The sequence below is a fragment of the Bradyrhizobium frederickii genome (assembly GCF_004570865.1).
Lineage (GTDB): Bacteria > Pseudomonadota > Alphaproteobacteria > Rhizobiales > Xanthobacteraceae > Bradyrhizobium > Bradyrhizobium frederickii.
This window is the reverse complement of sequence record NZ_SPQS01000006.1, coordinates 140,296-158,768: the sequence shown is the minus strand read 5'-3', so window position 1 is coordinate 158,768 and position 18,473 is coordinate 140,296. Positions and strand designations below refer to the sequence as shown.

At 65.7% G+C, this 18,473-nt stretch carries 20 protein-coding genes; 13 read left to right on the top strand and 7 right to left on the bottom strand.

Annotated elements, in window-relative coordinates; genetic code table 11:
- The first annotated feature begins 100 nt into the window (after nt 1-100).
- Nucleotides 101-766: a hydrolase gene (locus E4K64_RS12445; RefSeq protein ID WP_135163765.1), complete on the top strand. Its 666-nt coding sequence runs from the start codon at nt 101-103 to the stop codon at nt 764-766.
- A gap of 162 nt (nt 767-928) precedes the next feature.
- Here E4K64_RS12445 and E4K64_RS12440 read toward each other — a convergent pair whose 3' ends face one another.
- Entirely contained in the window at nt 929-1,426 is a 498-nt protein-coding gene (locus E4K64_RS12440; RefSeq protein WP_135163764.1) for a peptide deformylase, read from the bottom strand.
- A 79-nt stretch (nt 1,427-1,505) separates the two neighbouring features.
- Between E4K64_RS12440 and E4K64_RS12435 the strand changes: the two genes are divergently transcribed.
- From E4K64_RS12435 to E4K64_RS12420, 3 genes are all read left to right on the top strand, one after another.
- Entirely contained in the window at nt 1,506-2,090 is a 585-nt protein-coding gene (locus tag E4K64_RS12435) for a TetR/AcrR family transcriptional regulator (RefSeq protein WP_135163763.1), read from the top strand.
- 88 nt (nt 2,091-2,178) lie between these two features.
- Nucleotides 2,179-2,757: a DUF308 domain-containing protein gene (locus E4K64_RS12430; RefSeq protein WP_135163762.1), complete on the top strand. Its 579-nt coding sequence runs from the start codon at nt 2,179-2,181 to the stop codon at nt 2,755-2,757.
- Nucleotides 2,758-3,179: 422 nt separating this feature from the next.
- Entirely contained in the window at nt 3,180-4,400 is a 1,221-nt protein-coding gene (locus tag E4K64_RS12420) for an MFS transporter (RefSeq protein WP_135163761.1), read from the top strand.
- Between the two features lie 21 nt (nt 4,401-4,421).
- On the opposite strand, the gene E4K64_RS12415 is transcribed toward E4K64_RS12420, so the two are convergent.
- Both E4K64_RS12415 and E4K64_RS12410 read right to left on the bottom strand, forming a co-directional pair.
- Nucleotides 4,422-4,808, bottom strand: a complete 387-nt coding sequence (locus tag E4K64_RS12415; protein ID WP_135163760.1) for an ester cyclase — start codon at nt 4,806-4,808, stop codon at nt 4,422-4,424.
- Nucleotides 4,809-4,824: 16 nt separating this feature from the next.
- Nucleotides 4,825-5,715, bottom strand: coding sequence for a LysR family transcriptional regulator (locus tag E4K64_RS12410; RefSeq protein ID WP_135163759.1), 891 nt, complete (start codon nt 5,713-5,715; stop codon nt 4,825-4,827).
- A 103-nt stretch (nt 5,716-5,818) separates the two neighbouring features.
- On the opposite strand from E4K64_RS12410, the gene E4K64_RS12405 reads away from it, so the two are divergent.
- Complete coding sequence (locus E4K64_RS12405) at nt 5,819-6,544, top strand: SDR family oxidoreductase (protein ID WP_135163758.1); 726 nt, start codon at nt 5,819-5,821, stop codon at nt 6,542-6,544.
- A gap of 15 nt (nt 6,545-6,559) precedes the next feature.
- Here the strand turns inward: E4K64_RS12405 and E4K64_RS12400 are convergent, their stop codons facing one another.
- The gene (locus E4K64_RS12400; protein ID WP_135163757.1) at nt 6,560-7,432 is read right to left on the bottom strand and encodes a bifunctional helix-turn-helix transcriptional regulator/GNAT family N-acetyltransferase; all 873 of its coding nucleotides are present in this window, start codon (nt 7,430-7,432) and stop codon (nt 6,560-6,562) included.
- Nucleotides 7,433-7,665: 233 nt separating this feature from the next.
- Here E4K64_RS12400 and E4K64_RS12395 point away from each other — a divergent pair, with 233 nt between their 5' ends.
- The 4 genes from E4K64_RS12395 (at nt 7,666) to E4K64_RS12380 (ending at nt 11,849) form a co-directional block, all read left to right on the top strand.
- Nucleotides 7,666-9,330 (top strand): acetolactate synthase large subunit, encoded by a 1,665-nt coding sequence (locus E4K64_RS12395; RefSeq protein ID WP_135163756.1) that lies wholly within the window; start codon nt 7,666-7,668, stop codon nt 9,328-9,330.
- A 220-nt stretch (nt 9,331-9,550) separates the two neighbouring features.
- Nucleotides 9,551-9,898, top strand: a complete 348-nt coding sequence (locus E4K64_RS12390) for a Lin0512 family protein (RefSeq protein WP_028178016.1) — start codon at nt 9,551-9,553, stop codon at nt 9,896-9,898.
- 4 nt (nt 9,899-9,902) lie between these two features.
- Nucleotides 9,903-10,595 carry a GNAT family N-acetyltransferase gene (locus E4K64_RS12385; protein WP_135163755.1) on the top strand — a complete coding sequence of 231 codons (693 nt, stop codon included), beginning with the start codon at nt 9,903-9,905 and terminating at the stop codon, nt 10,593-10,595.
- A 69-nt stretch (nt 10,596-10,664) separates the two neighbouring features.
- Entirely contained in the window at nt 10,665-11,849 is a 1,185-nt protein-coding gene (locus tag E4K64_RS12380) for a serine hydrolase domain-containing protein (RefSeq protein ID WP_135163754.1), read from the top strand.
- 73 nt (nt 11,850-11,922) lie between these two features.
- Here E4K64_RS12380 and E4K64_RS12375 read toward each other — a convergent pair whose 3' ends face one another.
- Nucleotides 11,923-13,263 carry an RtcB family protein gene (locus tag E4K64_RS12375; RefSeq protein ID WP_135163753.1) on the bottom strand — a complete coding sequence of 447 codons (1,341 nt, stop codon included), beginning with the start codon at nt 13,261-13,263 and terminating at the stop codon, nt 11,923-11,925.
- Nucleotides 13,264-13,375: 112 nt separating this feature from the next.
- Nucleotides 13,376-14,701: a TROVE domain-containing protein gene (locus E4K64_RS12370; protein WP_135163752.1), complete on the bottom strand. Its 1,326-nt coding sequence runs from the start codon at nt 14,699-14,701 to the stop codon at nt 13,376-13,378.
- Nucleotides 14,702-15,697: 996 nt separating this feature from the next.
- On the opposite strand from E4K64_RS12370, the gene E4K64_RS12365 reads away from it, so the two are divergent.
- Entirely contained in the window at nt 15,698-16,363 is a 666-nt protein-coding gene (locus E4K64_RS12365; protein WP_135163960.1) for a DUF429 domain-containing protein, read from the top strand.
- Nucleotides 16,364-16,368: 5 nt separating this feature from the next.
- On the opposite strand, the gene E4K64_RS12360 is transcribed toward E4K64_RS12365, so the two are convergent.
- Nucleotides 16,369-16,581 (bottom strand): hypothetical protein, encoded by a 213-nt coding sequence (locus E4K64_RS12360; RefSeq protein ID WP_135163751.1) that lies wholly within the window; start codon nt 16,579-16,581, stop codon nt 16,369-16,371.
- Between the two features lie 153 nt (nt 16,582-16,734).
- Here E4K64_RS12360 and E4K64_RS40270 point away from each other — a divergent pair, with 153 nt between their 5' ends.
- The 3 genes from E4K64_RS40270 (at nt 16,735) to E4K64_RS12350 (ending at nt 18,465) form a co-directional block, all read left to right on the top strand.
- Nucleotides 16,735-16,881 (top strand): hypothetical protein, encoded by a 147-nt coding sequence (locus E4K64_RS40270; protein ID WP_167771966.1) that lies wholly within the window; start codon nt 16,735-16,737, stop codon nt 16,879-16,881.
- A 121-nt stretch (nt 16,882-17,002) separates the two neighbouring features.
- Nucleotides 17,003-17,692: a glutathione S-transferase family protein gene (locus tag E4K64_RS12355; RefSeq protein WP_135163750.1), complete on the top strand. Its 690-nt coding sequence runs from the start codon at nt 17,003-17,005 to the stop codon at nt 17,690-17,692.
- A 164-nt stretch (nt 17,693-17,856) separates the two neighbouring features.
- Nucleotides 17,857-18,465: a cysteine hydrolase family protein gene (locus E4K64_RS12350; protein WP_135163749.1), complete on the top strand. Its 609-nt coding sequence runs from the start codon at nt 17,857-17,859 to the stop codon at nt 18,463-18,465.
- The last annotated feature ends 8 nt before the right edge of the window (nt 18,466-18,473 follow it).

Genomic DNA, 18,473 nt, shown 5'->3' with positions numbered 1-18,473 from the left:
TATCGCGTCCGGGAACACCAATCTCGGCGTCGGCTACGTCGCTGCTGGCGTACGTCTTCGAAAAACAGCGCCGCTCACAACGGCAATAAAGGATGCAACGATGACTTTTCGTAACGGCCTTGCTTCGCTTCTTCGTCCCGAAGACTCCGTGCTCGTTCTGATCGACCACCAGCCTTACCAGCTTGCGAACGTGAACAGCCATGAACCGCAGATGGTGATCAACAACACGGCCGGTCTGGCCAAGGCCGCCAAAGCCTTCGGCGTCCCCACGATCCTCACCACCGTGATCGCTGAACGGGGTGGTCTCCTTTTCCCTCAGATCACGGACGTTTTCCCCGGCCAGGAAGTCATCGACCGGACGTTCATCAACACCTGGGAGGATCGAAAGGTGGTGGACGCAGTCAAGGCAACGGGCCGCAAGCAGCTCATCATTGCTGGCCTGTGGACCGAAATTTGCGTTGCGATGCCGGCGATTCAGGCTCGTGGCGAAGGCTGGGATGTAACGGTGATCACCGACGCCTCTGGCGCCGTTTCGGTGGAGGCCCACCAGGTCGCAATCCAGCGCATGATCGCGGCGGGCGTGAATATGATGACCTGGCTGGCGCTCGCGGCCGAATGGCAGCGCGACTGGGCTCGGGCCGATCAAGCTGCCGCGCTGACGAAGGTGATCACCCAACATGCCGGCGGTAGCGGCATCGCGTACCTGTGGGAGCAGCAGCTGCTCAACACGCCCGTACCCGGCAACGCGGGATGTCTGAGCGTGTGAGGGTTCAACTGCATCGCTCCGAAAAAGCGGTTGCATCTCGAAGCTCGTCACGCCCTCTCAACGATCACGCCACGGAGTTGCCAGCGGCCGCGCGGGAGCGCCGGCCGCTGGCGTAGTCCATCCGTCTAGCCTCTGGCGCTGGCGGATGGCTTCGCTGCCCTCTCAAGGTCGCGACATCTTCTCGAACTTCTTCACCAGCCGCTCGCGCTTCAGCCGCGACAGCCGCTGGAGCCAGAACATGCCGTCGAGCTGGTCGATCTCGTGCTGGTGGCACACCGCGCGCAAGCCGTCCGATTCCTCGTGTTGCATATTGCCATCGAGATCCTGATAGCTGATCCGCACCCGCGCATGGCGCTGCACCTCGTCGTTGACCCCGGGCATCGAGACGCTGCCCTCGCGGTGCAGGATCATCTCGGGCGAGGCCCATGTGATCTCCGGATTGACGTAAGTGCGCGCGCCGTCCTTGGCGTCGAGCTCCAGCACCACGACCCGCAAGGGCACGCCGATATGCGGCGCGGTGATGCCGATGCCGGGCGCGGCACGCATGGTCTCCAGGAGGTCGGCTGCGAGCTCGCGCAATCCATCATCGAAGGTGGTGACGGGGCGGGCCGGCAGCGCGAGCCGGCGGTCGGGATAGCGCACGATCGGGCGGATGGTCATGCAGGCTCCTACCACTCGCTCACGGATCGTTGAAGCATCCGAGGTTGACGACCTACCTACTGGAAGGTAGCTAGACGCCATGAGCACCGTTTCCTCGACCGCCGACGACATTCTTGCCTGCGCCCGCACGCTGATCATCGCGGGTGGCTATAACGGCTTCAGTTACGCCGACATCGCCGATGTCGTGGGCATCCGCAAGCCGAGCATCCACCACCATTTCGCCAGCAAGGTCGACCTGGTCCGCACCCTCGTGTCGCGCTATCGCGAGGAGGCCCAGGCGGGGTTGTCGGCGCTCGAACGCAATGTCGCCGACCCCGCCGACCAGCTCAGGAACTACGTGGGGTATTGGGAGGCGTGCATCAAGGACGCAACGGCTCCCTTCTGCGTCTGTGCGCTCCTGGCCAGCGAGCTTCCGATCCTGCCTGAGGAGGTGGCGCTCGAAGTCCGCGCGCACTTCCGTTTCCTGGCATCTTGGCTGACATCGGTCATGGAGCGCGGCAAGCGGCAAGGACGGCTCCATCTCGCCAGCACGGCACGGGTCGAGGCGGAGGGATTCATGGCGACCGTTCACGGCGCGATGCTGTCGGCGCGCGCTTATGGCGATCCAAAGATGTTCGGAACCATCATCCGGCCGCTGCTGGACCGGCTTTCCACCAGGCACTGACGAGGTCGACACGGGCCATGCCGGTCAGGGCGGCACGACGTTTCCGCGTCGTATCCAAACTACCAACTAGTAGGTAAGGAGAAGAGAAATGAGAAATCGTGAGATCGCTTTGGAGGCGGCCGACCAGGCGCAATGGCTGAAGCAATACTACTTCCTGCGTGCCGCGTTTTCCGTCGCCTGGGTCATCGCGGCCTTCGTGATCGCGCCATCGTCCGCGGTGATCGCAGCGGCGCTGCTCGTCGCCTATCCGGCCTGGGACGCTGCCGCCAATTATCTCGACGCGCTCTCCAGCGGCGGCTTGAACCAGAACCGCACGCAGGGCCTGAACGTGCTGGTCAGTCTGGCGACCACCATCGCGGTCATCCTGGCCTTGCAGGTGAGCATGAACTGGGTGCTCGGAATCTTCGGGGCCTGGGCGATCCTGTCCGGATTGCTCCAGCTCGGCACGGCCGTGCGCCGCTGGAAGCGTTTCGGAGCGCAATGGGCCATGGTGCTCAGCGGTGGCCAATCGGCGCTGGCGGGCGGCTTCTTCATCTTTCAGGCCTCGATGCCTGCGGTGCCATCGATCGCGAATGTCGCGGGCTACGCTGCGGTCGGCGCGCTCTACTTCCTCGTCTCGGCGGTCTGGCTCACCGTCAGCACGTGGCGCCGCAGCGCGGCCATGTGAGGCGTTGCTCCAGACGCTTCACGCGTCCGGATAGGGCGTGCCGTCCTTGTGCAGGAAGCGGCCGTCGGATGCCGGGCTCATCATGTCGATGTCGGAGCAGGTGATGAGGTCGGCCTGCGAGCGCGAGCCGAGGCGCATCAGGTTGACCCGAAATCCGACAAGCCTCCGGCATCGCCGAGCCGCTGCCGGATGCGATCCGCCGCTGTTTTGCCCGGCGGGTCAACTCGCGGACTTGCCGCGCAAACCGCCGGCGGCTCATTTCGCCCGCTCGTTAAGTCCTTGATCCCGCAGAGGCCGGCTACTGTGCATGGGGTTGTTTTCGCGATTCGTGTTGGCGGGCTGCGCAAAAACTTGCGCGATGCTGTCGGCCGGTGCAGTTCCCATTCGTCTTCCACGCAGGCAAGACCTGACGGGAGACCACAATGAACTCTTCCAATTATCGCTGGGTGATCGTCGCCGCCGGCGGCCTGCTCGGCTGCGTCGCGATCGGCGGCATGTTCTCGCTGCCGGTGTTCCTGCAGCCGATCGCCAAGGACACCGGCTGGTCGGTGACCGGCATCTCCAGCGCGATGACGATCGGCTTTCTGGCGATGGCCTTCACCAGCATGGCCTGGGGCACGCTGTCGGATCGGTTCGGGCCGCTGCCGGTGGTGCTGACGGGATCGACCGTGCTGACGCTCAGCCTGTTCGCCGCGAGCCACGCGACCTCGCTTCTGGTGTTCCAGATCGTGTTCGGCCTTCTGACCGGCGCGTCCTGCGCGGCGATCTTCGCGCCGATGATGGCGACCGTCACCGGCTGGTTCGACACAAATCGCAGCCTCGCGGTGTCGCTGGTGTCGGCCGGCATGGGCATGGCGCCGATGACGATGTCGCCGTTCGCGGCCTGGCTCATCTCCGGCCACGATTGGCGGACCTCGATGCAGATCGTGGCGCTGGTGGTCGGCGCCATCATGATCCCGGTCTCGTTCCTGGTGCGCCGTCCGCCGGCGCTCGCGCAGGCCGTGGCCGCTCCGATCGGCGAGGGGGCCGCGCAGAGCGAGATATCGGTGAGCGAGGCGCTGCGCTCGCCGCAATTCATGATCCTGCTCGCGACCAATTTCTTCTGCTGCGCCACCCATTCCGGCCCGATCATCCACACCGTCAGCTATGCCGTGAGTTGCGGCATTCCGCTGATCGCGGCGGTGACGATCTACAGCATCGAGGGGCTTGCCGGCCTCGGCGGCCGCATCGCCTTCGGCCTGATGGGCGACCGGTTCGGCGCCAAGCGTGTGCTGGTGTCGGGCCTGCTGCTCCAGGCGTTCGGCGCGCTGGCCTACGTTTTCGCGAATCAGCTCGCGACCTTCTACGCGGTCGGCGCGATCTTCGGCTTCATCTACGCCGGCACCATGCCGCTCTACGCCGTGCTCATCCGCGAGAACTTTCCGCTCAAGATGATGGGCACGGTGATCGGCGGCACGGCGATGGCCGGCAGCCTCGGCATGGCCACCGGCCCGCTCGCCGGCGGCCTGATCTACGACGCGTTCTCCAGCTACGCCTGGCTCTATATCGCCTCCTGGGCGATGGGCCTCGGTGCCTTCTTGATGGCGATGTCGTTCAAGCCCTTCGCAAAGCCGCAAGGGCAGGTGGCGCCGGCGGCAGCGTGAGTTTCGGATCGAGGCGGGGCGTCAGAGCTGCGCTTCGATCGCCGCCTTGTCGATCACCGACGAGACGCGCCGGATCCTTCCGTCGCGAAACTCGTAGAACACGTTCTCGCAGAACGACACGCGCTTTCCATTGACCGCAAGACTCAGAAATGTCCCGGCTGGCGTGCAATCAAACCTCAGTCGGGCGGCGATGCGGGGAGGATCGGAGATCAGCATCTCGATGTGGAACTGCAAATCTGGGATCTCACGAACGTCCCGTTCCAGCATCGCGCGATACCCGGCCAGCCCAAGGGGCCGCGCGTTGTGGGCGACCTCTTCATGCACGAATTGTCCGAGCGCCGGCCAGTCCCGCCGATTGAGACAGCCGATGTAGTCGCGATAGATGGCGGCAAGCTCGTCCCTGGTCATGGCAGGTTCCTTCGGCTCAGGTGCGCCGCTGCACGTGCTCGATCAGCGCGCGCAGTTTCGGCGCGACGTTGCGGCGGCTCGGGTAGTAGAGATAGAACCCGGCGAAGAACGGGCAATAGTCTTCCAGGATCGGCACCAGCTCGCCGCGTTCGATCGCGGGACGGAAGCTCGCCTCCATTCCGAACGTGATGCCGGCGCCCGCCACCGCGAGCTTGATCATCAGTGCCATGTCGTTGGTCGTGATGTCAGGAGCGACCGCGACGCTGAACTCCCTGCCGTCTTCCGCAAATTCCCAGCGATAGGGAGCGACGGTCGGCGCAGGACGCCAGCCGATGCAGCGAAACGATGCAAGCTCGGACGGGTGCGCCGGCACGCCGAAACGGTCGCGAAAGGTAGGAGCGCAGACCGCAAGCTGGCGCTCCTCGCCGGCGATCGGCACAGCGATCATGTCCTGCTCGATGACTTCACCGAGCCGGATTCCGGCGTCGAAGCCCGCAGCGACGATGTCGAATTCCGCGTCGGTCACAGTGACGTCGAGCTGTACCTCCGGATTGGCCTCGGCGAAGGCCGCAAGAAACGGCCCCGAGAGAAAATGCTCGGCGATCGAGGCGACCGCAAGGCGCAGCAATCCGCGCGGCCGCCCTCGCAGCGCTTCAGTGTTGCCGAGCGCGGCGCGCATGTCGGCGATGGCGGGGGCGACCTCCGCGTGCAGCAGCTCACCGGCCTCGGTGAGGCCGACGCTGCGCGTGGTGCGCTGGACCAGTGCGATTCCGAGATTTTCCTCCAGCCGCTGGATGGTCTGGCTCACGGCCGAGCGGGTCACGCCGAGCCGGTCGGCCGCGGCACGAAAGCTCCGCTCCTCGGCGACCAGCGCAAAGACGGCGAGAGCGTTGAGATCGGGTTCCATTGGTTAGATATGCTTGCCGTGCTGGTTAGGGGTTGTCGTCTTATCACGACAGCGGCCCGGGTCCATCTTCCACGCCATCAATCCGAACGCGAGGAAGGACCTCATGCCAATCGACAAAGTCATTCTCATCACCGGCGCCTCAAGCGGGATCGGCGCGGGCATCGCGCGCGAATTGGCGAGAGGCGGCGCAAAGCTCCTGCTTGGGGCGCGTCGCGTCGATCGTCTCAAGGATCTCGCGGCCGAGCTGAAGGCGGCGGGCGGGACGGCGCTCGCGCATCCGCTCGACGTGAGCGATCGTGCGAGCGTTGCAGCCTTTGCAGACGCCGCGCGCGGGGTGTGGGGCCGCGTCGACGTGATCGTCAACAATGCCGGCGTGATGCCGCTGTCGCTGATGGCCTCTCTCAAGGTCGAGGAATGGGACCGGATGGTCGACGTCAACATCAAGGGCGTGCTTTACGGCATCGCGGCCGTGCTGCCTGAAATGGTCGCGCGCGGCTCCGGCCATGTGATCAACATCGCTTCGATCGGGGCCCTGAGCGTATCGCCGACCGCGGCGGTCTACTGCGCGACCAAGCATGCGGTGCGAGCGATCTCGGACGGCCTGCGCCAGGAGCACGACAACATCCGTGTCACCTGCATCCATCCCGGCGTGGTGGAGAGCGAGCTCGCGGGCACCATCACCGATCCCGCAGCGGCCGAAGCGATGAAGACCTATCGCGCCATCGCGCTTCAGCCGGATGCGATCGCGCGCGCGGTGCGCTTTGCGATCGAGCAACCCGATGACGTCGACGTCAACGAGATTGTCGTGCGCCCGACGCGGACGACGTGATCCCCTCTCGCTGCGTCACAGCCGCTTTTCGAAGAACAGGTCCGGATAGGGATCGTCGTTGAAGCGGGGGATCTCGCGCCAGCCCGTGCTGCGATAGAGCTGACCGGCTTCGGGCAGCGCGCTGTTGGTGTCGAGCCGCAGCAGCGTGATGCCGAGATCCCGCGCGGCATCCTCGACCGCTTCCATCAGTCGCCGGCCGAGCCGCAAGCCGCGTGCGGAGGGAGCGACCCACAGACGCTTGACCTCAGCGTAGCCGTGATCCGTTCCCTTCAAGCCGACGCAGCCGATCGGCAGCGTGTCCGACATCGCGACGATGAAGGTGCCGCGCGGGCGGCGCATATCCTTGGCGTCAGGGTCGCGCGAGCGCGAGACGTCGAAGCCTTGGCTGAAGCGGCGGCCGAGCTCGGCATAATACTCGCCGAGGCAGTGGCGCGCCTCCGCGGATCGCGGATCCATCTCGTCCAGCGCGATCCGCTCGCGCGTCAGGGTGGAGGCGATCAGGTCCATCGCCGCCAGCAGCGCCTCGCGTTGTGAATGTTGCGCGAGGAAGCCTTCGGCCTGCGCGTTCGACAGCGCCTCATAGGCGGCGAACTCGCGCCGGCCTGAACGCGTCAAGGTCGCGACGCGCCGGCGCGCATCGTCGTGATGCGCTTCGGTCTCGACCAACGCCTCCTCCTCGAGGCTGCGCAGCAGGCGGCTCATCAATCCGGAATCGAGACCGAGATAATCGCGGATGTCCGCCACGTCCGAACGTCCGTGCCCGATCGCATTGAGCACGCGCGCCGCACCGAGCGGCCGGCCGCGGCCCAGGAAGGAGGTATCGAGCGCGCCGACAGCGGAGGTGACGGCGCGGTTGAAACGGCGAACGCGCGAGATCGGGTCCAGCATGATATCTGACTATAGTCAGAGATATTGGCCTGTCAATCGCGTGGGGAGATCTGGCAGCCGGCGGCCGCCGCGATGAAGCGCGGAGGAAGCCGCTGGTCCGTACCGCCTCGTTGCGCGCGCCATGACGAGGTAGATCCGGCCGCGCCTTTCTTTGTGAGTTGTGCCGAAGCCGCGAGCCGCTACGATGTGCCGACTGCCGTGGAACACGGCAGCGAGCATAGGTGGGAGGCGGCATGAGCGGGCAGGAACGCAAGACGAAAGGTTCGGACCTGTTTGTCGCCGCGCTGGAGAACGAGGGCGTCGATCGCATCTTCGGTGTCCCCGGCGAGGAGAATCTCGATCTGGTGGAATCGCTTCGCACCTCCAAGATCGAGTTGGTTCTGACCCGCCACGAGCAGGCCGCCGCCTTCATGGCCGCCACCCATGGCCGGCTGACCGGCAAGCCCGGTGTCTGTCTGTCGACGCTCGGCCCGGGTGCGCTCAACCTGTCCACCGGTGCGGCCTATGCGCATCTCGGCGCGATGCCGATGATACTGATTACCGGCCAGAAGCCGATCATGAGCAGCCGGCAGGCGCGCTTTCAGATCGTGGACGTGGTCGCGACCATGAAGCCGCTGACGAAGCTGTCGCGGCAGATCGTCAGCGCCTCCAGCATTCCAACCGTGGTGCGCGACGCCTTTCGCGTCGCGATGGAGGAGCGGCCCGGGCCGGTGCATCTCGAGCTGCCCGAGGACATCGCCGGGGACGAAGTGCCTGCCGTGCCCGTGATCCCGGTGCATCCGATCGAGATCCCGGTCGCCCATCGCGCCGCGCTCGACCGTGCGGCCGAGATGATCTTGGCCGCCAAGCGCCCGCTGGTGATGATGGGCGCAGCCACCAGCCGGCCGCGATCGACCCACGGCATCGCAAGCTTCGTTCGGCGCACCGGCATTCCGTTCTTCACGACGCAGATGGGCAAGGGCACCGTGCCCGGCGGCACCAATCTCTACATGGGCACCGCGGCGCTATCGGAGCGCGACTACGTGCATGACGCCATCGACGCCGCCGACCTGATCGTCGCGATCGGTCACGACCCGATCGAGAAGCCGCCCTTCATCATGGGCCCGTCGGGGCCGAAGGTCATTCACGTCAGCTATACCTCGGCGAGCGTCGAGCAGGTCTATTTTCCGGACGCCGAGGTGGTGGGCGATGTCGGCCCGAGCCTGGAGCTGCTCGCCGACCGGCTCGAAGGCAAGCTGCCGCAAGCTGCGGCGCTGCTGCCGTTGCGCGAGGAAATCCTGGGGCACATCGCCGACCGCGCCACCGAGGCGCGCTGGCCGCCGACGCCGCAGCGGATCGTGCACGACATCCGCCAGGTGATCCCCGAGAACGGTATCGTCGCGCTCGACAACGGCATGTACAAGATCTGGTTCGCGCGCAACTACCGCACCCGCGTCGCCAACACGCTGCTGCTCGACAATGCGCTGGCGACCATGGGCGCCGGCCTGCCGTCGGCAATGATGGCCGCGATGCTCTATCCTGATCGCCGCGTGCTCGCGGTCGCCGGCGACGGCGGCTTCATGATGAACAGCCAGGAGATGGAAACCGCCGTCCGGCTCAAGCTCAATCTGGTCGTGCTGGTGCTGGAGGACAACGCCTACGGCATGATCCGCTGGAAGCAGGCCGTCGATCGTTTCGCCGACTACGGCATGACCTTCGGCAATCCGGACTTTGCGCTTTACGCGAGGGCTTATGGGGCGAGGGGGCATCGCATCGCGAGCATCGACAGTTTTGCTCCGACGCTCGACGCCGCTTTCAAGGAGGGCGGCCTGCATCTCGTTTCGATCCCGATCGATTATTCGGAGAACGTGCGGGTGCTGGTCGATGAGCTGCGCGCGCATGAGAAGGCGAAGGCGTGACAACAACGCTCTCGTGCCCCGGACGCGGCGCAGCGCCTCTTGGCGGTGCGCTGCTGAGCGGGGGCCCATACATCAGCGAGCTGTGCGGCTTCCTGGGTCCCGGCTCTGCGCAGCAACGCCAAAAGCGTTGCAGCGCGTCCGGCACACGAGACCAAAAACTTGCCTCGCGCGCCCCGATCACCCACACTCGCAATCACCAAATCAACCACAGGAATATGAAATGACCCGCGTTCGTTGTGTCACCGAGATGGGCATGGGCGTCGACGTCCACGGCAGGGATGCCACCAAGGCGGCGAAGCGGGCGGTGTCGGACGCGATCCGGCATTCCAGCCTCGGTTTCTTCCGGATGATCGGCAAGACCGCGAACGACATGTTCGTCGACGTCACGATCGGCGTCCCCAACCCTGAGGCGGTGGACAAGGAAGCCGTCGCCAGGGAGCTGCCTTACGGCACCGTGACCGTCACCGCGGTCAAGGGCGGGCTGGAGATTCCCTCGGCCACGGAAGTGGCCAACGACCCCATCCTCATCGCCAACGCCGCCGTCATCGTCAGCTTCGACAAGGACTAAGCCGATGTCCGACAGCGATGAGGCGCTGCTGGATCGTCCGATCTGGAGCGCGCTGACGACGAGCCAGAAGCATCTGGCCGAGGGCGGCCCGCGGGCGCTGCGTTACCCCGTGGACATGACGCCGTTTGCCGACATGGCCGATATGTCCGCAGCGAGTTTTGCCGCGCTCCGCGATCTCTTGTCCGGCACGCAGGTCGCCGCGCTGTTCACGCCGGAGCCGGTCGAAGTTCCCGGCGGCTTCAAGGTGGTGCTCGCCGATACGGGCGAGCAGATGATCGGCTCGCCCGCCGACAGCCCGCTCCGCGACGCCGAGATCGTCACGCTGGGAGCGGCCGACGTGCCCGCGATGATGGCACTGACGGAGCTGACAAAGCCCGGGCCGTTCGCGCTACGTACCCACGAGCTTGGCACGTTCCTCGGCATCCGCGCCGGCGGCGAATTGGTCGCGATGACGGGCGAGCGGATGAAGCCGGGCAAGTTCGTCGAGATGACGGCCGTCTGCGTGCATCCCGATTATCGCGGCCGCGGCTATGCACAGGCGCTGCTTGCGGCGGTCGCGCGGCGGATCGAGGCGCGCGGCGAGATTCCGTTCCTGCACGTGTTTTCCCACAATACGTCCGCGATTGCCCTGTACCAGCGGCAGGGCATGCGGATTCGGCGTCGCCTGCACGTCACAGTGCTGATGAAACAGGGATGAGCCGCGCGGCGGGCTTCATATCCCGCGAATTCGCGCTATATCGATGCCAACCAGAATTTGGGGGGATATATGGACGCCAGGACACCTGATTTTTCCGCCGCGCGGACGGCGATGCAGCGCTATGTCGATCAGGAGATCATTCCGGGCGCATCCTGGGCCGTGCTGCGCGGGCGCGAGGTGGTGGACCAGCAATGCGTCGGCTTTGCCGACCGCGAGGCCAACGCCGTGCTGCGGCCCGACCATATCTTCCGCGCGTTCTCCAACACCAAGATCTTCGTCACGTGCGCGATCATGCTGCTGGTCGAGGAAGGCCGCATCGGGCTCGATGATCCGGTCGAGACGTTCCTGCCGCAACTCGGCAATCGCAAGGTGCTCAAGCCGGGCGCTTCGAGCCTCGCCGATGTCGAGCCGGCAAAGAGCCCGATCACGATCCGCCAGCTCCTGACCCACACCTCCGGTCTCAGCTACGGCATCTTCGATCCCGGCACGGTGCTGTTCAAGGGCTACAATGATGCGCGCGTGCTCAATCCGCTGACGCCGCTGACCGACATGATCGACAAGCTGGCCGATCTGCCGCTGTCCTATCATCCCGGTACGGCCTGGGAATATTCCGTTGCCACCGACGTGCTCGGCCGCGTCGTGGAGGTCGTCTCGGGTAAATCCCTCGATGCCTTCCTCAAGGCGCGCATCTTCGATCCGCTGGGCATGACCGACACCGGCTTCTACGTGCCCGAGGCACAGCAGGGCAGGCTGGTCGCGCTCTACAATGGCGCCGACGTGCTCGACCCCATGAAGCCGGGCCTGACGCGCGCGGACAATCTGCCGTTTCCGCAAGCCTATCGGCGGCCGTTCCCGCGGCTCTCGGGCGGCGGCGGTCTGGTCTCGACCCTGCCGGACATGCTCGCGCTGGTCCGCGCGCTGCTGCCCGGTTCGGATGCCCTGCTGAAGCCGGAGACGCTCGGGCAGATGATGACGAACCAGCTGCCCACGGGGCAGACCATCCGCTTCGCCACTCTCGGGCCGATCCCCGGCAAGGGCTTTGGTCTCGGGGGCGCCGTCACCTTCGCGCCGACGCCGTTCGATCCGCCGAACTCGACTGGTGAATTCCAGTGGGGCGGCCTTGCCGGCACCCATTGGTGGATCTGCCCTGAGGCCAACACCGCCGGCGTGTTGATGGCGCAGCGCTACATGGGCTTCTGGAATCCGTTCTTCTTCGAGTTCAAGCGCCTGGCCTATCAGGCCGCCGGAGGCTGACGAAGCGGGCGGTCTCGCTTTCCAGGATGAAACGAAACGAGCGGGAGGCATCGCCTCCCGCCCGCTGCTTGTGTCAATCCTTCCACGGATCGAATTCGCCTTCGCCGGCCATGGCGACGGCGAACGGCCGCAGCGTGTGCAGCACCTTCACGGTGCCGGCATGCTGCGCCAGCACGTCCGGCAGGCGGCGATAGGCCATCGGGCTCTCGTCGAGGTCGGCACCGATCAGGGTGACGCCGCGCTCGTTGAGCCAGCGGTCCATCTCCGCGCGCGAGAAGCGCCGCTTCGCCTCCCGTCGTCCGAACAGGCGGCCCGCGCCGTGCACGGTCGAGTAGAGCGAGGCCTTGGCTTCCGCGCTGTCGACACCTTCGAGGATGACGGCGTCGTCGCCCATCGAGCCGCCGACGAATCCCTTCTGGCCGGGAAACGCCGGCGTGGCGCCCTTGCGCACCACCCACAGATCCTTGCCGTCGTGGGTCTCACGCCAGGCATAGTTGTGGTGGTTGTGCACGCTCTCGGTGACGCTGCCGCCGATGATCCGGCGGACGCGCTCGACGACCCACTCGCGGCCCGCATAGGCATAACGCCCGGCGAGCTGCATCGCCGCGATGTAGCGGCGACCGAGCTCGCTGTCCTCGTCGACCACGGCGGGCGGGACGTTCATGCCGTCCTTGCCGCCGGCGGCCTTGAGATAGCGCGTCGCGGAGGTGTGGCCGAGACCGCGGCTGCCGAAGTGGACGCCGATCCAGACGAAGCCGTCCTCGTCGCGCATGAGGTCGACATAATGGTTGCCCGATCCGACCGTGCCGAGCTGGCTCACCGCCTTGTTGCGGTAGGCCTCCATGTCGCTCTCGCGCCAGGCATCGCCGTCGTCGAACAGATCGTGCTCCGCCCGCTCGGCATTGGCACGGCCGACGCCGAACGAGATCGTCCTGGCGACGTCGCGAATGATCGTGGGGACGAGGCCCGCGATGTCGTCGAAGCGCGTGTCGAGCCGGGCCGCCATGTTGCCGCAGCCGATGTCGAAGCCGACGCCGGAGATGCTGATCTGCTTCTCGTAGGCGATGACGCCGCCGACCGGCTGCGCATAGCCGAGATGGCCGTCGGCGCAGATCACGCCGGAGACGACGTTGCCGACCGCCATGCAGTTGCGCATCTGCGCGATCGTCGCGTCCTCGTGCGGACCGAACACCTTCAGCGGCGCATTCTGGAAGCGGGTGTCCTGCATTCGGAACGCGGCGATCGAGCTCGCGGTTGCATTGGCCTCGCGGGCCAGATGCTCCTTGCGCGCGGCGTCCTTGTACAGGCACCAGGCGGGCTGGCCGCGTCCTTCGCCGACGCGCGAGTCGGGATCGACACCGGCGGCGAGGCAGAGCTCGCGGGCGCGTTCCATGTAGGGATCGGGTCGTCGCATGGTCGTAGTCCTTGTCATTCCGCGCGCACCATAACGGGCCGGCGGTTCATTTCCGAAAGTTCTGAAGCCCCGGGCGCAGTTCTTGCGTCCGGGGCCGTTGTCGTTGTGCGCATCAGTGCAACGCCGTCTCCGACGCCGCGATCCACGCGACCACGGCCTCAGAGAAGCCGTTGACGCGGGTCCAGGCGCCGTGGCCGACACCGTGCTGATACGAGGCCACGTTGACCATGGTGCCGCGCGCCCGCGGCTCGGGCACCTGGTCGTGGCTCTGCTCGTCGGTGAAGACGATCAGGCGATCGCCCTTGCGGTCGATCTCCGTCACGGCCTTGCCGAGATACGTCCCGCCATGCGGCTGCGAGTTGATGATCGCATCCCTGAGCGCGAAGCCGCGGCGGGGCGGGACCTTCACGACCTCGTTGGAGAAGGTGAAGATCTCGACCTCGTCGCAGATCTCGCGCGCCAGGATGGCAAGGCCGCACGCCGCCTCCGCGCGCGTCATTTCCGACTGCGCGGAGAGGGTTGCGAACATCGAGCCCGAGACGTCGATCAGGAGCCGCGTCCGGCCCGCAAGCCGCACATGGTCCTTGACCGACTTGAGCATCGCAGCCTCGAGCTCGGGCTCGAAGTCCGGCGCATAGCGCGCCGCCGTGATGAAGCGGTAGGGAAGGATACGATCCGTCCGCATCGCCTCGATCGCGCCTGCGATGGTCTCGCGCGGGACCTGCGCAGTCTGCATCAGCCGCAGATTGCGCAGCAGCGCCAGACCGCCGAGCTTCTTCTCGGCGATCAGCCGCTCGAAGGTCTCGCGCTTGCTCTTGCCGGCCGAGAGCGAAACCTCCCAGGTGTCGGGGGAGGCGAGCTCGCCATCGACGAGCTGCTTCCACACCTTGGCCTGCTCGGCATCCCCAGGCTTAGCGTGGACCAGGAACAGCACGTCCCTGATCCGCACCGCGCCGTCGCGGTCCCACTTGGCGAGCTGGTAGGCGTCGAACTTGGTCAGCGCGCGGGCAAGACCCTTCTTGACCTGGGCCGAGACCGGCTGACGCTTGCGCTGCTGCTGAGGACCCAGCGCATCCGCCCAGTAGATCGCGAGCAGCTCCGTCATCTCGTCGGGCCGCTGGATCACCCGGGCGAGCGTGTCGGCCACGAGGGTACGGTGCTTCTCGCTCCGCGCCATCTCGCGGATGACCAGCAGCGGCGCGTGCCGCAGCTTCATCACCTCGCGCGCCTCGATCGCAAGCTGCGCGACCCTGGCGGGCGCAACCTTGGGCACGAGCGCCTTGATGCGGTCGGCGATCGCGACGCCGTCCTCATAGAACTGGTCCTCCCACAGGAGGCAGTTCATCAGCGCGCGCTTCAGCTCCATCTCGGGCGTGAAGCGCACGGCGCGCGCGCCCTCCCGCGTGAAGGCGCGAACGATCTTGTTGAGCCTGACCATGATGGCCTCCTCTGGGGTTGATGGGAATCGAAACGGGTGCCGGGGAACAGGCGAGGCTGTCCTGCCCACGAGGGGCTCCACATGCTCTACCGCTGAGCTACGGACTCTCGTCCGGAAGGAGTCGAACCTTCGACAGTGTGATTCACGAAGTAACAGCGCTCTTCACCACCGGCGGTGGCTAAGGGGTCACGATCCGGGAACAGGCGATTGCTGTAACCCGGCAAGCGCAAGCTTGCCGGAAAGCGCTCTATCCTCTGAGCTACCGGTGCATGGGACACCGGGCGGGATTCGAACCCGCGACCTCTCGCGTTGCAGGCGAAGTAACAGAAATCTTCACCACGGACCGTGATGGGGTTGGCGGGGAACGATCGATGCTGTTGCTGCCCTTGCGGGCGAACCGCCTTTCGGCGCGCAGGAGTCGAACCTGCTCGGCGCTCTCGCGCCTTTACCACGAAGTAACAGACATCTTCACCACCGCCAGGCCGGTGCTTTGACACCGGCCGTTGAGGGTACGTACAAAAATTCTATCGCGGCGCTGTCGACGCGCCGCATCTTGCGAACCTCAGGGTTCGCTCTGCCATCGGTGTCCGGCTCATCGCCTCGTTCCCTCCGGCAGGCCCCGCGCACTTGGGCACGCGCCTTCTCAGCGCGAGCCCCGGGATCCGGGTCTCCCGTTCCGGCCGATGCCGGGTTGTTCGGTTGGGCCGCGCGGCGGGCAATAAAAAACCCTCCGGAGCGGCAGGCTCGGGAGGGTCCGTGAGAAGCGGACGATCGATCTTGCGGTCAGGCAAGATCGCTCCCATGAGCCGGGCATGCGCAGTCGAATAGCTTTGGGCTATTCTTCATGCGGACAATTCTTTCGTAGCGGTTCAGCATCGCTCGGTTCATGGTGTCTGTCGCAAACGGAAGTGCTTGCGAGGGCGCGGGACATACGCCGGCAACTTGCGGATGTCAAGCGATGGTCGCTAAGGAAATTGAAAATGACGGATGCATGAGGTGCCGAACTATCTCGGCCTCGATGGATTTCGTTTCGGTTGGGTCGCGGCCTGGATCGACGAGCGCGGCGATCACGGCTTCGATTATTCACCTCGCCTGACGCGCCTGCTCGCGCTGCCGCATGCGCGCGCGATGATCGACATGCCGATCGGATTGGATCCGAGCGGCTATCGCGCTTGCGATCTGCGCGCCCGCGAGCTGATCGGCCCTGCCGTGTTTCTCGGTGCGCGCCGCGACCTCTGGACATTCCCGGACATGGCCACGGCCAATCGCCATTACTGGACGCACGAGGGCAAGGGCAGGGGCGTGTCGGCGCAGCTCTGGAATATCAGGGACAAGATCAGAGAGGTGGACGAGGTTATGACGCCGGCGCGGCAGGCGACGATCGGCGAAGCGCATCCGGAATTGGTGTTCTGGAATCTGGCAGGGCGCGTGCGGCTCGCGCCGAAGACGTCGCCGCGGGGCCGCGAGCAGCGCGTTGCGCTGCTGAGAGACCGCGGCTTCAGCAAGGTCGAAAGATGGCTGACGCTTCGCCACGGCACCGGCATCGGTCGCGACGATCTCATCGATGCCTGCGCCTGCGCGGTCGCAGCGCGCGACAGCACGCAGCGCATCGGTGGCGAAGACATCGATCCGCGCGGACTGCGGATGGAGATCAACTATTGAACCGATCAATTGTGCCGATCGCCTGTATCGGCAAGGCGGCTGCGTTCGTGACGGTCCGGCTTCGAGGAGCCATCTTCGTCGGCCAATTGTGCTGCTCGCGCCTCGTAGACATCGGCCATGGCCCGTAACCGCCGCGCGGCTTCGCGATGGGCGAGATCGTCCGCGACGCGGCGACAGCGCTGTGCGTGGTCGAGCAGGGCGCGCTTCTCGATGTTCATCCCGTCACAACGCGCAGAGCTGCTCGATGGTCCCTAAAAACATCGCAGGGGCTCGTCTGCGGAGGCGGGAAAAACTGGCAAAATTTTCGGTCGACGTCGGAACGCGGCACGTGAGCTTGGCGTTTAGGCCGAAGGAGTTGAGGGACAAATGCCATGTACGATGTCTGCCAATGGGCGACCGCGACGCTCGCGGCTGCCTTCACGGCCGCGCTGCTGATCACGGGGCAATGGTTCATCCAGTATCGACTGCAGCATGAAACCATGACCCCGGTCGTCAAGATCGCAACACTGCCGCCTTAGTCGCTTCAAGGGCACTACCGATCGTCCTCTTCCCCCGCGATCTTCCAGACAATTGGTCGGCCTTGCGTCGTTCGTCCGCTCGCCTAGACTGGGCGGCATCTCACGAACAGCCGGAGCGCCGATGTCTGATCTATCCGCTTTTCCCATCACCAAGCGCTGGCCGGCCAGGCATCCCGAGCTGCTTCAGCTCTACTCCCTGCCGACGCCGAACGGCGTCAAGGTCTCGATCATGCTGGAGGAGATCGGACTTCCCTACGAGGCGCATCGGGTCGACTTCGGCAAGGACGACCAGAAGACGCCTGAATTCCTCTCGCTCAATCCGAACGGCAAGATTCCGGCGATCCTCGATCCCGACGGCCCGGGCGGCAGGCCGCTGCCGCTGTTTGAGTCCGGGGCGATCCTGCAATACCTCGCGGAGAAGACCGGCAAGCTCCTGCCTGAGGACCCCGCGCGCCGTTACCAGGCCATCCAGTGGCTGCATTTTCAGATGGGCGGCGTCGGGCCGATGTTCGGCCAGGTCGGCTTCTTCCACAAATTCGCCGGCAAGGATTTCGAGGACAAGCGGCCCCGTGACCGCTACGTCGCCGAAGCCAGGCGCCTGCTCGGCGTGATGGACACGCATCTGTCCGGCCGGCAATGGTTCATGGATGACGACTACACCATTGCCGACATCTCCATGCTCGGCTGGGTGCGCAATCTCATCGGCTTCTATGGCGCCGGCGATCTCGTCGAGTTCACCCAGTTCAAATCGGTCGGTGCCTGGCTCGAGCGGGGCCTCGCGCGTCCGGCGGTGCAGCGTGGGTATGCCTGAGCCCGCGAACGCCAAAGACCTCCCGGCCGGGCGATGGCATATCCGGGCCTCATCTGCGGGATCACCGGCCGCATCAATGCGGAACGATGGCCGTCGGAATCGCATTTGCAGTCAGTGAGCCCGCCGCGGACGTGCCGCGGCCATGCGTTCGCCGGTGGAGGACCATGAGAAACAGTGCGTCGGATGTCGCCGAGATCAGGGATGCCGTTCACCTCTGCATCGACATGCAGAACATTTTCGCGCCCGGCGGTCTGTGGGCGACACCCTGGATGGAGCGCGTCCTGCCGACGATCGCCTCGATCGTTGCGCGTTATCAGACCAGAACGATCTTCACGCGCTTCGTCACGCCGCTGGATCCGGAAGACCGTGCCGGGCAATGGCAGAACTATTTTCGCCGCTGGCACCAGGCCACCCGCAGGCATCTTCCGCCATCCGCGCTCGAGCTCGTGCCCGCCCTGAGCAAGTTCGTTCCGCCGGCTGCAATGATCGACAAGCCGGCCTATTCCGCCTTCAGCAATCCCGGCCTGGCGGGCCGGCTGGTCGACAAGAAGGTCGGCACGGTCGTGATCTCGGGCGCCGAGACCGACGTCTGCGTGCTTTCGACGGTCCTCAGCGCCGTCGATTTCGGCTTCAGGGTCGTGATCGTCGAGGACGCGCTGTGCAGCTCCTCCGACGTCGGGCACGACGCTCTCATGACGATGTACCGCACCCGCTTCCACGGTCAGGTCGACCTGATGACCGCGGAGGAGCTGACCGAATTCTGGCGTGAGTAGGGTGCTAT

Bases quoted from the DNA above. Each gene is read 5' to 3' on its own strand.
- E4K64_RS12400 (WP_135163757.1), bottom strand. From the start codon at position 7,432: ATGCTGGACCCGATCTCGCGCGTTCGCCGTTTCAACCGCGCCGTCACC.
- E4K64_RS12415 (WP_135163760.1), bottom strand. From the start codon at position 4,808: ATGACCAGGGACGAGCTTGCCGCCATCTATCGCGACTACATCGGCTGT.
- E4K64_RS40270 (WP_167771966.1), top strand. From the start codon at position 16,735: ATGTACGATGTCTGCCAATGGGCGACCGCGACGCTCGCGGCTGCCTTC.
- E4K64_RS12395 (WP_135163756.1), top strand. From the start codon at position 7,666: ATGAGCGGGCAGGAACGCAAGACGAAAGGTTCGGACCTGTTTGTCGCC.
- E4K64_RS12440 (WP_135163764.1), bottom strand. From the start codon at position 1,426: ATGACCATCCGCCCGATCGTGCGCTATCCCGACCGCCGGCTCGCGCTG.
- E4K64_RS12360 (WP_135163751.1), bottom strand. From the start codon at position 16,581: ATGAACATCGAGAAGCGCGCCCTGCTCGACCACGCACAGCGCTGTCGC.
- E4K64_RS12385 (WP_135163755.1), top strand. From the start codon at position 9,903: ATGTCCGACAGCGATGAGGCGCTGCTGGATCGTCCGATCTGGAGCGCG.
- E4K64_RS12410 (WP_135163759.1), bottom strand. From the start codon at position 5,715: ATGGAACCCGATCTCAACGCTCTCGCCGTCTTTGCGCTGGTCGCCGAG.
- E4K64_RS12375 (WP_135163753.1), bottom strand. From the start codon at position 13,263: ATGCGACGACCCGATCCCTACATGGAACGCGCCCGCGAGCTCTGCCTC.
- E4K64_RS12445 (WP_135163765.1), top strand. From the start codon at position 101: ATGACTTTTCGTAACGGCCTTGCTTCGCTTCTTCGTCCCGAAGACTCC.
- E4K64_RS12370 (WP_135163752.1), bottom strand. From the start codon at position 14,701: ATGGTCAGGCTCAACAAGATCGTTCGCGCCTTCACGCGGGAGGGCGCG.
- E4K64_RS12380 (WP_135163754.1), top strand. From the start codon at position 10,665: ATGGACGCCAGGACACCTGATTTTTCCGCCGCGCGGACGGCGATGCAG.
- E4K64_RS12435 (WP_135163763.1), top strand. From the start codon at position 1,506: ATGAGCACCGTTTCCTCGACCGCCGACGACATTCTTGCCTGCGCCCGC.
- E4K64_RS12355 (WP_135163750.1), top strand. From the start codon at position 17,003: ATGTCTGATCTATCCGCTTTTCCCATCACCAAGCGCTGGCCGGCCAGG.
- E4K64_RS12405 (WP_135163758.1), top strand. From the start codon at position 5,819: ATGCCAATCGACAAAGTCATTCTCATCACCGGCGCCTCAAGCGGGATC.
- E4K64_RS12390 (WP_028178016.1), top strand. From the start codon at position 9,551: ATGACCCGCGTTCGTTGTGTCACCGAGATGGGCATGGGCGTCGACGTC.
- E4K64_RS12420 (WP_135163761.1), top strand. From the start codon at position 3,180: ATGAACTCTTCCAATTATCGCTGGGTGATCGTCGCCGCCGGCGGCCTG.
- E4K64_RS12350 (WP_135163749.1), top strand. From the start codon at position 17,857: ATGAGAAACAGTGCGTCGGATGTCGCCGAGATCAGGGATGCCGTTCAC.
- E4K64_RS12430 (WP_135163762.1), top strand. From the start codon at position 2,179: ATGAGAAATCGTGAGATCGCTTTGGAGGCGGCCGACCAGGCGCAATGG.